Raw genomic sequence first — 15,018 nt, 5'->3', positions numbered from 1 at the left:
TACGCTTTAGTCTGTTTGATAAAGCATCCTTCCCCTGCAGTTATTTAATCGAACCTTGCATAACACCCTGAATAATATACTTCTGGGCGAACAGATAGATGATAATGATCGGAAATATCGTCAGTACCAAACTTGCCATCAATGGACCATAATCCACTGTATAAGTTCCATAAAAGTTGTACGTGGACAATGGAAGTGTCCTTTGCTCCGGATCGACCAGAATGAGGGAAGGCAGCAGAAAATCATTCCAGATCCACAGCACATTGAGAATGGAAATGGTGGCCGTCGTGGGCATTAGTACCGGAAACACGATCCGGAAGAATGTCTGAAACCGCGTGCATCCGTCAATTAGCGCCGCTTCCTCCAGTTCCTTTGGAATACTCTTTACAAAACCATGATAAATGAAGACGGCCAGCGAGCTGCCAAAACCGATATACATGTAAATCAGCGACCACTTACTATTCAGCAGATCAAGAGACCCGTAGATTTTCACCAATGGAATCATGATAGCCTGGAATGGAATGATCATGGATGCAACCATCAACATAAATGTATATTGGTTGAACTTGGTGTTGTTTCTGACAAAATAATGAGCCGTCATCGCCGCGAACAGTGAGATAAACAGAACACTTAACACCGTTATGACCAATGAGTTGGTGAAGGCAGCGATGTAATTCATTTTATCGAATGCATTCATATAATTGACCATACTGAAGCTCTCTGGAAGCGATAACGGATTTGAGGTGATGGCCATGTTTTCCTTGAACGAATTGATCAGCAGAAAGACGAACGGTACGATGAACAATATGAGTATGACTGTCAACACAATGAATTTGATCACGGAGGAAGCAACTCTTTTTCTTGTCATTACGCCTCCACCTCCAACTTCTTGCTAAAATAAACCTGAAGCAGAGTGATGAGAGCAACCATCAGGAACAACACGAATGCTTCTGCCTGCCCCACACCATAATCACGGGAAAGGAATGCCTTTTCATACACATGCATCGACACCATTTGAGTACTGCTGAACGGCCCACCTTTCGTGAGCGCAAGGTTCACGTCATAGACCATAAAACCGCGCTGCAGGGACAAAAATATACATACGATGAAAGAAGGAACCATCAAGGGCAGCACCATTTTCCGCAGTCTGGTCCAGCTGTTCGCCCCATCAATGCTTGCGGCCTCCATAATATCATTCGGCACACCCGTCAATCCCGCGATGTAAATGACCATCATGTAACCTGCGTTCTGCCACACGGTTACAATCACGAGTGCCCAGAACGCTTTGTCGGGATCAGCCAGCCAAGTCGTGCTGAGCGACTGTATGCTGGCATGTTGTCCCAAATAGACAAGCACGTTGTTGAATATAAACTGCCATATAAAACCGAGTACAATGCCGCCGACAAGGTTGGGCAGGAAAAATCCCGCCCGGAAAATACTCTGTCCTTTTAACCCTTTTGTCAGCACATAAGCCAGCATAAAAGCGATCACATTGATAAGAACAACGGTATAAAACACATACTTAAGCGTCAAGCCGAACGATTTCCAAAACTCAATATCTCTAAAAACAGCCAGATAGTTTTGGATGCCAACCAGCGATAGTGTGGTGGAAATACCATCCCAGTTTGTGAACGTCAGATAGATGCCGTACAAAAATGGAATGATCATTACTGTTATGAAGGCAAACAAGGTTGGTCCGGTAAACAGCAGCCGCGTCCGCAGCCGATTCCATACTCCTTTTTCCGCAATCATGATGATCCCTCTCTTTGTCCCTGATTTCTCTCTCTATTCCGGGTAATTTGAAAACAACCTTATTTTGCGGTCTTCCAGTAGTTTTCGATTTCTTTAACCAGTGTTGCGCGATCACCCTGTTTCGCCAGATACTTTTGCATGGAAGATCCTGTCTTGGACCAGTGGTCGGCAGGCAGCATGCTCATCGACTGCTCTGACTTGCCTTTTGCGATATAATCCTGGATGGACTTGCCAAGCGGATCGGCCGCAGGCAGTGTAATATTTTTGAACGCCGGGATAATGTTTGCTTGGTTCACGAGGAAATCCTGGCCTTTCGCTTCATAGACGATCCAGTTCAGGAACTTCTTCGCCGCCTCTTGCTGTTCTGGAGTAGCCTTCTCCTTGTCAATAACAATGCGCTTGGATACAGCAGACGAAATCTCCTGATTGCCGTAGTCATCGGCATTGTTGCTGATTGGTACAGGCAGAAAACCATATTCTTTGTTAGCGGTATCAAAACTGTTGATTTGCGGCCATGCCCAGTTGCCCATGAACCAAATGCCAACTTCACCTTTGCCGAGCAGTTCCGGTCCGCGTTCATAAGTTCCTGCTAGCGGAGAAGCCTGATCGATATTGTATTTCATCATGACGTCGAATGTATCCATAAGTCCGTTAAATACAGGATTATTAGCCAAGTCCGCCTGGCCCGCTTTTAGTGACGCCATGAATTTGTCCACTTCAGCCATGTCTTTGTTCTGGCCTGCATAAGCAAGAGGCAAATAATGAGCGCCCAGGGACCAGTCCATTGATGAAATCACCAGTGCTTTCTTTCCGGATGTCTCGATTTGCTGAAACAGTTTTTCAAGGTCATTTCGGGTTTTAATTGTGGTGGGATCAAAGCTTCCGCCTACCGCTTTATCTACAACGGCTTTGTTGTAAATGAATCCGTAGCCTTCAACAGCCAGTGGAAACGCGTAATTTTTACCATCAAATGTCGTAGCAGTGGTAGCGTTTTCAACAGTGTCCGCATTCCACTTTTCCCCACTTAAATCGAGGATACGGTCCTTGAATTTCTCAACATCACCTGTATCTAGCATGATCATGGTCGGCGGGTTTCCTGATGCATACAATGCGGAGGCACGCTCAAAAGGAGAACCACCAGTCGGAACCGGCTGGATTTCAACAGTAATGCCCGGATTGTCTTTCTGGAACGCCTTAGCGGCTTCCTCCAGCTGTGGAAGGATTTCGCCTTTGGAGTTCAAAAGCGTAATTTTCACATTTTTTGAATCCCCTGATCCCCCTCCAGAAGCCGAATTACCTTCTCCTCCGGAGCCACTGCATGCAGACACCACCATAACCAAAAGAAGCAGCATTACCATCCATTGAACTCTTTTGAATTTCCTCATTGTTGTCATCCCCTTATTTATATAATGGCTCTGAACACTTAAATAAAACGCTTACAAACGGATTATATGTCAAAGGTTTAACTTGTGTCAATCGTTTGACATGTTGAATTTTTAACATGTACTAAAAAAAATCTGTTCCCCTTGTTAGAGGAACAGATTTTCATTCAGGTCGTTGCACGCTCAATTAGTTCAACAGGCAGCAGATTGACAGGTTGTGCCTGCTCCCCTTCCGCCTGCCTGCGGATCAGCTCGACCGCCAGTCTGCCGATGTCTGCAATCGGCTGTCTTACCGATGTAAGTTCCGGCGTCAGCCAGGAAGCAACGCTTACATCATCGAAGCCTACAATGCGCACATTCTCTGGCACATGCCTTCCAGCGCGAATATATTCTTTCAGCGCAAAAGCGGCAATAATATCACTTGTTGCGAACACTCCATCCACATCCGGATGTTCATGAACGAGTTTTGAAATGATTCGCTCGTACTCCTTCTGATCGAACACATTCAAGTCTGTTTGAACGATCACATGCTCGACACCATTCCTGCCCACGACATCCCGGAATGCTTTGGTCCGCTCATTGGATAGCATGTTCAGCTCCAGATTTCCGCAGATATGCGCAATTTTCTGACAGCCTTTGCGAATGAGCAGCTCCGTAGCCAGCTCGCCTCCGCGATAATTATCCGAGGATATGTAAGGAATATACGGGTCGATCTGCCTATCAAACGTCACGATCGGTGAATTCAAATGTCGGTACTCTTCTACTTCTAATGTATGGCTACCCATAATGATGCCATCCACCCGGTTCCGCTTCAACATATCGATATATACTTTTTCCTTCACGGGATCCATATGTGAATTGCACAGCAGGACCTTGCAGTCATGCTGATAGGCATAATACTCGACCTGATTGGCAAGCTCACCGAAGAAAGGATGCGAGACATTGGGAATAATAAGGCCAATAATATTGGACTGCTTACGTAGCAGAGATCGTGCTATTTCATTCGGTTGATAATTAAGCTCCTCCATTGCGTCAAACACTTTTTTGCGTGTAGTTTCGCTGATATATCCTCGGTTATTCATTACACGGGATACTGTAGTGACTGACACGCCCGCTTTTAATGCTACATCATGAATTGTCGCCATATTAACCTCTTCCCGCACAAAATAAATACATACAAACTATACTCTCTCCTCATCATTTCAACAACCTTACATAACGGAAGGCCTCAAAATGGCCGTAAATGTTAGGTGACTGAACTTTGCAAATCCAAAATTAAAGGTCACAATTGCTCTAAACCATAATGATAGCAAGGCCCCCTTAAAAAGGTCTTGCTATCTTTTCTTTAACCATCCTTCTTGGATTCAACTTCCCCGCCGGACGTAAAGGCTCTGGTTATCGGGGTGAGTAGCGTAGCGGCCCAGCGGTGCATTTTTAAACCACAACTTGATAAAATTTAGGTTTTTTTAAATTATGTTTCAAGCGTTAAGTTTGCTATAGTCTACGCCTCAATTTCAAGCTACAATGAAGATACCAAATATGGAAGCGTTTTATATTTTTTCGGTAAGCCGGTCAATACTTGAAATAATGTATCATTGTCAGCCGTTTCTTTCATGTTTGGTCAATCTTTTATGGAGGTGTAAAATGAAGAAGAAATCTTGGTTTACTTTACTGGCAACTGGAATTGTCTCTCTGTTTTTTTCAGTAAGCGTTTATGCGGGGAATGTTTTTTGGGAACCACTTAATGGTTTCAATTCTGGTGCATGGCAAAAAGCGGATGGATATTCCAATGGGAACATGTTTAATTGCACTTGGCGTGCCAATAATGTCAATTTTACGAACGATGGCAAAATGAAGCTTGGCTTAACAAGTTCTGCGTACAATAAATTTGACTGCGGAGAGTATCGATCGACGAACACTTACAGATACGGCTTATACGAGGTCAGCATGAAGCCTGCTAAAAATACAGGGATCGTATCTTCCTTTTTTACGTATACGGGACCTACTGATGGCACGCAATGGGATGAAATAGATATTGAATTTTTAGGCAAAGACACGACAAAAGTGCAATTCAACTATTATACAAACGGGGTCGGTGGTCACGAGAAGATTGTAGATCTGGGCTTCGATGCATCAAAAGGCTTTCACACCTATGCATTCGATTGGCAGCCAGGATACATTAAGTGGTATGTTGACGGGGTTCTAAAGCATACGGCAACTACAAACATACCAAGCACGCCAGGCAAGATTATGATGAATTTATGGAATGGCACTGGCGTTGACGACTGGCTAGGTTCGTATAATGGAGCGAATCCGCTATACGCTGAATATGATTGGGTAAAATACACGAGCAATTAGCCCATAGTACCAAAAGCAGCCCTGTAGTGGCTGTTTTTTTTGATGATGCATTCGGCCATGAATAAAATCGCTGGAAATCTATTCAAAGCTGGCGATCACCGATGCGCAGCTGAATATAATCAGGCATTTAATAAATCCCCTGTTTAACCCATATGTTTGCGGATGGTTAGCATTTTCCTGCTTCAATTACTTTAAAGATACCAATACAGGAAAGGGGTCATGTAACTCCAATCGGTTTATAACTCAGGAACCAACTTTAATGAAGGGAAGTCAGACAACAAGTATTACGTTTGAAGGAATCATCCCCGGTTCAGCTTCAAGTTCAAGCTTATATTGCTGTCCATTCCACCTTAGGATACTCACGCTCGCGTTTTCTATTTTCTTTCCTGACCATATACTGCTTATTGACATCTGCTTAGCGACTCGCTTTGATACATTAACATGTGCCTTTCAAGGCTTTTTGGACGTTGGCTTCAATTATGAACAGGCTAGCTTAGGTTTGAAACATGTCCCTAGCAATTCATTGACCAGTAAAAGTATGGATGATATAATCATAAAAGGAAAAAATCATTGGTATAGAGCCCTGTGTGAATGGGCTTTTCTCATAATTTCTTTTGTAAGCGCGTACAATGATTATTTTCCATATATACCACGGAGGAGGCGATCAAAGAATCCATTTTATCAAAATAAATGTCTTCTTTTTTTTTTATTTTTAATGCAACCGGTTGCATTATCTATTCCACTAAATATTATCAGGAGGTTGTTAACTTGCTAGGAAAAAAAACTGGGAGTTTTATTTCTTGGTTGATTATTTTGTCGCTTTGCTTCAACTTCTTCGGTTTACCCGGCGTAGCTTCGGCCAGTAGCACCGATTATACAGCCACCTACACGAATTCCACAGCGACTACCCTTCCCTCTACAACCGCTTCGATCACGTCTACCGTTACCGCAACGTATGCACCTACCACAATACCTAAATCAACTCAAACGGGGTTAACGGTTCACTTTAAGAAACCTTCAAGCTGGAATTCAGCGATTCGAATCCATTACTGGAATCTGAATCCGACAACCGTTCCGATAAGCGGAGCGTGGCCGGGAATCCTGATGAAGTCGGATGGAAACGACTGGTACAGCTACACCATTGCCGAGGCCACAGGCTCAAGTCTCATCTTTAATGACGGTAGCGGCAAACAGACGGCCGACTTGTCCCGCAGTGTGAAAGAGGGCTGGTATTACACAGATAACACATGGTATGATACCAGCCCGGAAATGCCTAAAATTCCGGCGATTTCCGCCTCTCCTGTACCCAAAACATATGATTCGTCCCAATCGGTGACGCTTTCCAGCACCAACAGTGACGATAAGATTTACTATACGATAGACGGCTCGACACCTACGACATCCTCTACCTTGTATACCTCTCCAATCCAAGTTGCTTCCTCTTTGACCATTAAGGCCTTCGGTGTCAACTCAATCGGTCAAACTGGAAATGCATCCTCTTTCGCTTATATGATTGACCTGAATTCAGATCTGCAAGCTCCGACAATCACAGCGAATTTGCCTACCAGACATTCCGATTCCTCGGTGACTGTATCCTTCAACCTAAATGATAACAAGGCGGCAACGACCAAGGCATACTACACGGACGATGGTACGGAACCAACCATAAGCTCGAAAGTATATATCCTCGGCAACGCTATGGCCGGATTGACCGGACCGTCCATCCTTATTTCCAAGACCACGACATTAAAATTTCTCGTTATAGACGGCGCTGGCAATCAAACCAAACAAAGCTTTGTTTATAATATTGGAAATAAAGGTGATTTTCGGGAAGATACTATTTACTTCGTGATTACTTCCCGGTTCTATGACGGTGATCCGAGCAACAACATGCACGCATGGGATGATGCCAAGGCGCGTAATCCGGATTCGGACCCGGCTTGGAGAGGGGACTTTAAGGGGCTGATTCAAAAGCTCGATTATATCAAAGCCCTCGGATTCAGCGCCGTCTGGATTACACCTGTTGTGCAGAATGCCAGCGGTTATGATTATCATGGTTACCATGCAATAAATTTCGCCAAAGTAGACCCAAGATATGAATCGGCGGGAGCTTCTTACCAGGATTTGATCAATGCGGCCCATGCCAAAGGGCTGAAGGTTATTCAAGACATCGTTGTCAATCATACCGGTAATTTCGGTGAAGAGAATCTGTACCCCATGTTCAAGAAAGATCCGGCTAAACCGGATACGGCTAACAACTTGGTGAAAACTACGGATAAGCTGCCGTCAAACTATGATACTATGACACCCGATCAGCAGTATCAGGCAAGGCTCGCTTTAATGAAGAACGCGGAAACGAACAATAACATTTACCATACAGAGAAAAGCCTCTCCTGGGAATCCTATACTGTTCAAACTGGTCAGATAGCGGGAGATTGCGTGGATTTGAACACGGAAAACCCTGCAGTTAACGAATATTTAATTGATACCTACAATCACTATATAGACATGGGTGTTGACGCTTTCCGTGTCGATACGGTGAAGCATGTGAGCCGGTATATTTTCAATAAATACTATATTCCTGCCTGGAAGACAAGAGGCGGCTCGGATTTCTATATTTTTGGAGAAGTAGCCACCCGTTACAGAGATGTCTGGAACAGTGGAATTCCGGCGATCTCGACGCCATTCTATACTTGGAAAAGCTCGAAATCGTATCCGGGCGATGGAAAGAATGATTACGCCTCCAATAAAGTGTCGGTTGAACAAGAGTGGGCGGACAACTCTACTACAGCAGGACAGCCAACCTCGAACAATGCTCTCTTAAACGGAAATACCTATCATACGCCTGACTATTCAATGAAATCGGGCATGGATGTGATTGATTTTCCGATGCATTGGGCATTCAAGACCGCGCAGGAAGCATTCAATATGAGAAGTGGCGATCAATACTATAATGATGCTACCTGGAATGTAACCTATATCGACTCGCATGACTATGCGCCCGACCAGGCTCCGGAAAATCAAAGATTTGCGGGCACACAGGACACTTGGGCCGAGAATCTCGATCTGATGTTCACCTTCCGCGGAATACCCGCTATCTTCTATGGTTCCGAAATCGAATTCCAAAAGGGGGCTGTCATTGATCCGGGTCCAAACGCACCGCTAAGCAAAACGGGACGGGCTTATTACGGCGATCACATGGAAGGCAGTGTTACAGTACAAGATTACGGCAAATACACAAATGCTACCGGCACACTTGCGGAATCGCTCAACCATCCTCTGGCAAAACATATCAGACAGCTTAATTTAATCAGAAGAGCTGTTCCCGCCTTGCAAAAAGGACAGTATTCCACAGAGAATGTAACGGGCAATCTGGCGTTTAAGAGAAGATATACCGACAGCGCCAAAGGCATTGACAGCTTTGCATTGGTCACGATTTCAGGAAACGCCACATTTACCGGAATTCCGAACGGAACCTATGTGGATGCGGTGACTGGTAATTCCAAAACCGTTACTGATGGCAAGATTACCCTGACATGCTCCGGCAAAGGAAACGCAAGGGTATATGTATTGAATGGCAGCGGTGGAATTGGAGAAACGGGAACCTATCTGAAGTAAACGGCAGTATGTCTTAGTTAACTGAAGCAACCTCAGTTCGGTATTACACCGTGCTAAGGTTGCTTCCAATTAAAAAGTATATCCAAGAGAGAGAGTCAGGATATTGCTCTGGACTAAATTTTTAACGGATGGGGAGTGAACCAAGATGCACCAACGACAGCTTCTATGTGCGTACATTCCTCCGTATATTTAATGACCAACAACCATCAAGTATTAACGGGTTCTGACCGGTCATCCGGATATGTTCTACCGCATACAACGGGTACAAGCGTTAGACCAAAAGTACCTAAAGCATATGATAATTGAGGATGTCCTTCATGAATGTATAATGCTATTGCCATAATAATGATAGGCAAAACTGTAATACAATCATTATAGTTGTTTCCTCCATTTGCATTGTATTTCACACACGTTTCTTTAACAATTCTTTCAGCTGTGTGTTCGGGTCAGCAAAAGACTGAATAATCTCCTTTATACCTTCTAGAACGTTTTTTGAAGTTGTTAGATACAAATCTATTACTTCCGCAGGCCAGCTGTTAAAGTTGGCCGTGATTTTTATAACTTCTGTTCTTAAAGAAAAAGCACTTAAATTATTAGGGTCTAATCCCGCATTATTAAGCAAATGGGTCAATCCATGCACAAGTTCTACTCTTGAGCGATCGAGATTTTCAAAAGGATTGGAAATATCTAATATATCCCTTAGCTTAGGGATAGCCCAGGTGATTTGTATAAATTTAACCCACGAATTTTTCCTTCTAAGCAACGATTTTGATTTGAATTACGGATATGAGATTATAGGGGGTGTAAAAAACGCCGGTGACCTTAAGGAGGTGACCGGCGTTTTCATATTAGCGTTTCGGCATTTTGCTCTCATCCATGTACAGCAGGTTCCAGCGGTGACCGTCCAGGTCGGCAAATCCTGCGCCGTACATCCAGCCGTCAATTTCACTCGGTTTGCCAAAGATGTTTCCTCTGGCAAACTCTACTTTTTGAATAAAGGCATCTACTTCTTCTCTGCTTTCAGCGCCAATGGAAAATATTACTTCTGCGGTATGGGAAGTATCTGCGATTTTTGAACCTGTAAATTTCTCAAACGCCGTATCCGGGAACAGCAGAATCGTTGTTTGGCCTATGGCAAGCTTGGCTCTCTCGTTACCAACGCTAGCCGCATGTAATCCAATCTCATTGAAAAAGGCAGTTGACCTCTCAACATCTTTGACCGGCAGATTAATCCATATCTCCTGTGACATGGCTGTAGCCTCCTGGAATATATTTTCAACTACTCCTACTATACTCTACTTCTGGCAGCAGAAGCGAATCTTATAAAAGAAACCGCAAGGTATCGATCTAGCCAAGAATGGATTTCGCATCAAAGTAATGACTCTCTTACAACAATTCTGCACTCTTCAAGTTCTTCGGAATCCGTATCTAGGTAAAGAAGCTTCCAGTCAGTTGGGTATATTGAATGCGCATGCCGATAATGGATACCCAAAGGTGTCACTGAAGCAAAATCATATATTTTCAAAGAATCTGATTTTAGGGGCATCATCGTTCTTCCCTTTAGCTTATAACTATATTTATTGGAAATAAGATTTTTTATATTCATAAAACAATAAAATATCCGAGTATCAATAAACCAAATACGATTCAGTCAAGAATATATTCAACTCTTCATGCGTAGCTAGAGCTTTCACACTGAATTCCGTCTTCTAACCGAGATGGGGGGCGCTGAAGCTTAATCATGGAGCTTGCAACTGGAGCACTTGCGCAGGAAGCCCTGTTCAACTTTAACATGAAGAGTCTTAGCGAAAGAATCTCCATTTCAAGTTATTACTTAGTTATACAAATTCTTTAGATTTTCTTTAGAAATATACTCATTAATTCCTTAGTTTTTTTTATTATGCTTTCTGAAAGAAAAAGAGAGAAGTTCAAAATGGTTAGATATAACCTAAAAATTTATTAATTCCTAGGGCTATCTATTCTTATTTCGCCCTCTCTCTGAGTTCTTTTAGAATACAATCCCATATGAAACTACATCTAGTATCCTCGTATCTGGCCCACGGTAAGGATGAAGCGTACGTAGCCACAATAATTGAACATAAACCCGCTTGTATACTCCCATCAACAATGCCGATCGTACGGAGTTGTTCATAGAGATTGCGCTAGGTGTAATCATCACACAGTACCCCGCAGGCAGCTTATTCACAGCCACTGCTAACTGAACCAAGTAGTTTGCTTGCCAGGCGGATATGGAAGCTATACTTAACCTGCTAGTTTATTTTGCTGACGCTATTTGTCCTAGCAACGCAGTTTGAATGAAAATGCTAACGGTTTACTGCTGGGTTCCTCCCCAAGAGTACTGATGGCTTGGGTCACGGACGAAGATCTCCTTCATTTACTGGATCTAATTAACCCCCGACCCCGAAAATGTCTGGATTGGAGGACCGCTCACGAATCTTTCACAGAAGTCCTGTCGCACTTGGTTTGACAATCCGTCTTGTATTAAAAATATCGATATTATTTTGTCCGAAGGTGGAGTCGACGACACAATGAGAGAATTGCTTCGAAAGCTTAAAATTTTACAGCTATTTTTGGCTTTGTACCGTGCTAAAATTATTAGGATACTGATTCCTGTAGCTATTTTAGTCATTATCTATGTATATGGAAGACACGAAATTCAGAATATTAACTTAGCTAAAATTATTTATGAATTACGCATGATGCCCGTTCATGTCGTTATTCAATTGATCATTGCTTCTTTTATAGCGGTATCTGTAATGAGTACTTATGATTATTTAATACGAAAACAATTTAAGCTTGATATCAATTGGAAAACGACTTATCGATATGCATGGATAGCCAATACATTTAACAATATGATTGGGTTCGCTGGTCTTACCGGTCTAGGACTACGTACATTACTGTATAAGAGAAGTGGCGTTCCTATGAAAACAATGGGAGCTGCTGCACTCTTTTTATCGCCTATCGTATTAGTCGGTCTATCTTTACTTGGCTGTCTTGTACTGGTCGGTGTTTTTCCTGTAGAACCTATTTTTGAACAACTTCCTTGGCTTCGTATCGGTGTATGGGGAGTTTCATTGTACTTACCGTTCTTCCTATTAATGCAACGATCTTCCCTGTTCGCCAAATGGTTTCATAAGGGCGATGGCAAGTTACCTTGGAAAGTAGTCATCGCTTCTCTAGGTTCCTCTGTTCTAGAGTGGGCTTGTGCAGGGGTATTATTTTGGTTATTCACTTTTAATGATCTGAATCATTTACCGTTTGCCCCGGTATTCGGTGTGTATATTGTAGCAGCAATTGCAGGGATTATTAGTATGGCGCCAGGTGGTATTGGAGCATTTGATCTGATCGTGTTGCTTGGACTTCAGACATTAGGTGTTGATCCATCACGTGCACTAACGATTTTGTTATTGTTCCGCATTTTTTACTTTGTAGTTCCTTGGTTGATCGGTCTTGTGCTAGCTACGTTTGAGATGAGTCCGAACAGTAAACAAATGCGTGAAATGATTACAACTAGTCTGGACGCTTCACGTAACACATGGGTCAAATTCTGGGGCTGGCCTTCTCATTTCGGTCTACTTAGTGATCTAGGAGCATGGGCGCTTGGAAAGTTAGTATTCACCAGTGGTATCATATTACTACTTTCTGCGGCTACCCCAGGCCTAATTGCTCGCCTACGTTTTATGGAACATGTGTTATCTTTACCTATTATGCGTTTTTCAGAACAGTTATCTGTGACTATCGGTATTATGCTTATTGTCGTATCACGTGGTATTTCAATGCGTACTCGTCGCGCTTACATATGGACAGGAGCATTGTTGTTAGCAGGTGCTATCTTCACATTTGCCAAAGGGTTCGATTACGAGGAAGCTATTATTTTACTTATTGTTGCATTGGTGCTATGGATATCTCGGGCTCGATTTAACAGTGAAAGTGCTAGTATTTCTTTACGTAGTATCTGGATTTGGGCGTTCCTTGCTTTTATCTCATCGTTATCGTATTACGTTATTGGTACACATATTCATCCAGCTATTTTGCGACATCTACCAATGCGTGCTCAACAATGGTTTTTGAACCCGCATGAATATGCAGTGACGGCCCTTGTTGGATTAATCGGTGCTTTAATTTTAATGGCATCTATATTCACATTACGCCCGCATCGCTACACAGGAATACGTCCAGATGAGGCGGGTATAGAGAAATTAACTCAATTTATTGCCAAAGAAGACGGTAATCTTTTGACTCATCTTCTCTATCTAGGAGACAAAAATTTTTATTGGGCGCAAAATGATCAAATTTTAATTCCCTATTCTCGAGTGCGTCACAAATTAATTGTACTTGGCGACCCAGTTGGTAATAAAAATCTTGTCTCTGCTGCGATTCAAGAATTTCAGAGGTATGCGGATCAGTATGCATTAACCGTTGTTTTTTATCAAGCAACACCTGAATATCTATCGATCTATCATGAGAATGGTTACAAATTCTTCAAACTAGGCGAAGAAGCTTTGGTTCCTCTAACTACATTCACATTAAGTGGGAAAAGTAAGCAGAACTTGCGAACTGCTAAAAATAAATCAGATCGTGAAGGTCAAATATTTGAAGTGCTTGCCCCACCCTATCATTCAGAATTACTGTCTGAATTACGTCAGATTTCGGATGAGTGGCTAGGCGATCGTAAAGAAAAAGCTTATTCTTTAGGTTGGTTCAACGAAGCGTATATTCAACGCTCTCCCTTAACATTGCTTCGTAATGCTGAGGGTCACATTTTGGCTTTTGCAACATTAGCTCCAGCTTATGACCAAAATAAAGTGATCTCAATTGATCTGATGCGCCATTTGAATGATACACCGAATGGAACGATGGATGTGTTATTTGTACGTATAATTGAATGGGCAAAAGAACAAGGTTATTCTTATTTCAATTTGGGTATGTCTCCGCTCTCCAGTGTGGGTGAAAATCAGAATGCGCATCGTGAAGAAAAATTAGCTCGGCTGGTGTTCCGATATGGTGGGCACTGGTATGGATTTGAGGGATTGCGCCGTTACAAGGAAAAATTCTCACCTGAATGGCAAGCAAGATATTTAGCTTATCCGGCAGGTATGACACTTCCAATGCTTACGCTGGATCTTGTCCGACTAGTATCTCGTCGTCCAGAACAAGTAGAGCTTCTTTAACCTTCAGAATAAATTCTTTGGATAGGCTACAGTTACGTGGACTGAAAAAATGAGGGCAATAGAATGAAAGCAATTATTTTTCACGGTTAGATATTCAGAATTCCTTCACATCCTAAGGTGGTCACTTGACCACCTTTTTAATGTTTTGACTCAACTATTCTACCTACACTCTTCTAGACATAAAAAACGTGGTTTATTGTATTAGATAACAGATAAACTAGAGGTATTGGTTGGATCAATAACAAGATATTTAAGGATCAGAGCTTGAAAAAAAAGCTCTTTCAGCAAAAAGAATACTGTCAGTCCTACTGCTTATTAGGTTCTTCCCAATCAGTTCATGAAATATATCTTAATTTAATATGTTTAGAAGCTCTGTACAGCGACGACTTCACGGCAGCTTCGCTCTTGTTTAAAATTTTAGCTGTTTCTTTTATGGAGTATCCTTGGACTAGGCGCAATTCGAGTACAGTCCTTTGCTCGTCATTACTTACCATCAAAAGAATTCGCTCGACTTCCTCTTGAATTACAAAATCGAGGGTATCCCAGTGATAATCAAATAGTTCTCTATGTGAAGAGTATTCTCTCATCTTTTTTCGTTTTCTTAATACATCTATAGCAAGATTTTTGGCATTACTTTTCCTTCCTGCTTCGATTGCTTTTCAACAAATACTGCACCCTCAACAATACCTATTTACGTTTCATGAACATTTTTC

General features: G+C 42.5%; 10 protein-coding genes. 3 read left to right on the top strand and 7 right to left on the bottom strand.

Translation table 11 applies throughout. The features are described 5' to 3' along the window. Window positions 1–40: 40 nt before the first annotated feature. From MHB54_RS16925 to MHB54_RS16910, 4 genes are all read right to left on the bottom strand, one after another. A complete protein-coding gene (locus tag MHB54_RS16925) occupies window positions 41–868 on the bottom strand; it encodes a carbohydrate ABC transporter permease (protein ID WP_069080153.1) in 828 nt (275 codons plus the stop codon). Then, the gene (locus MHB54_RS16920; protein WP_028541756.1) at window positions 868–1,752 is read right to left on the bottom strand and encodes a carbohydrate ABC transporter permease; all 885 of its coding nucleotides are present in this window, start codon (window positions 1,750–1,752) and stop codon (window positions 868–870) included. The genes MHB54_RS16925 and MHB54_RS16920 overlap by 1 nt, the downstream gene beginning before the upstream one ends. 59 nt (window positions 1,753–1,811) lie before the next feature. Continuing rightward, complete coding sequence (locus tag MHB54_RS16915) at window positions 1,812–3,137, bottom strand: ABC transporter substrate-binding protein (protein WP_023990434.1); 1,326 nt, start codon at window positions 3,135–3,137, stop codon at window positions 1,812–1,814. 164 nt (window positions 3,138–3,301) lie between these two features. After that, complete coding sequence (locus MHB54_RS16910) at window positions 3,302–4,279, bottom strand: LacI family DNA-binding transcriptional regulator (protein WP_264454496.1); 978 nt, start codon at window positions 4,277–4,279, stop codon at window positions 3,302–3,304. 499 nt (window positions 4,280–4,778) lie between these two features. Between MHB54_RS16910 and bglS the strand changes: the two genes are divergently transcribed. Next, a complete protein-coding gene (bglS, locus tag MHB54_RS16905; protein ID WP_023990437.1) occupies window positions 4,779–5,492 on the top strand; it encodes a beta-glucanase in 714 nt (237 codons plus the stop codon). Window positions 5,493–6,260: 768 nt separating this feature from the next. After that, window positions 6,261–9,110, top strand: coding sequence for an alpha-amylase family glycosyl hydrolase (locus MHB54_RS16900; protein ID WP_264454495.1), 2,850 nt, complete (start codon window positions 6,261–6,263; stop codon window positions 9,108–9,110). Window positions 9,111–9,513: 403 nt separating this feature from the next. Here MHB54_RS16900 and MHB54_RS16895 read toward each other — a convergent pair whose 3' ends face one another. Together MHB54_RS16895 and MHB54_RS16890 are read right to left on the bottom strand one after the other, a co-directional pair. Next, window positions 9,514–9,750, bottom strand: coding sequence for a hypothetical protein (locus MHB54_RS16895; RefSeq protein ID WP_023990439.1), 237 nt, complete (start codon window positions 9,748–9,750; stop codon window positions 9,514–9,516). Window positions 9,751–9,958: 208 nt separating this feature from the next. Further along, complete coding sequence (locus MHB54_RS16890) at window positions 9,959–10,360, bottom strand: VOC family protein (RefSeq protein WP_264454494.1); 402 nt, start codon at window positions 10,358–10,360, stop codon at window positions 9,959–9,961. Window positions 10,361–11,659: 1,299 nt separating this feature from the next. Here MHB54_RS16890 and mprF point away from each other — a divergent pair. After that, window positions 11,660–14,305, top strand: a complete 2,646-nt coding sequence (mprF, locus tag MHB54_RS16885; protein ID WP_028541751.1) for a bifunctional lysylphosphatidylglycerol flippase/synthetase MprF — start codon at window positions 11,660–11,662, stop codon at window positions 14,303–14,305. Window positions 14,306–14,640: 335 nt separating this feature from the next. On the opposite strand, the gene MHB54_RS16880 is transcribed toward mprF, so the two are convergent. Next, complete coding sequence (locus MHB54_RS16880; RefSeq protein WP_226887837.1) at window positions 14,641–14,892, bottom strand: RNA polymerase sigma factor; 252 nt, start codon at window positions 14,890–14,892, stop codon at window positions 14,641–14,643. Window positions 14,893–15,018: the final 126 nt, after the last annotated feature.

The sequence above is a fragment of the Paenibacillus sp. FSL M7-0802 genome, assembly GCF_038004945.1.
Taxonomy (GTDB): domain Bacteria; phylum Bacillota; class Bacilli; order Paenibacillales; family Paenibacillaceae; genus Paenibacillus; species Paenibacillus polymyxa_B.
The sequence above is the reverse complement of the archived record's forward strand: the minus strand, read 5'-3'. Positions and strand labels throughout refer to the sequence as shown.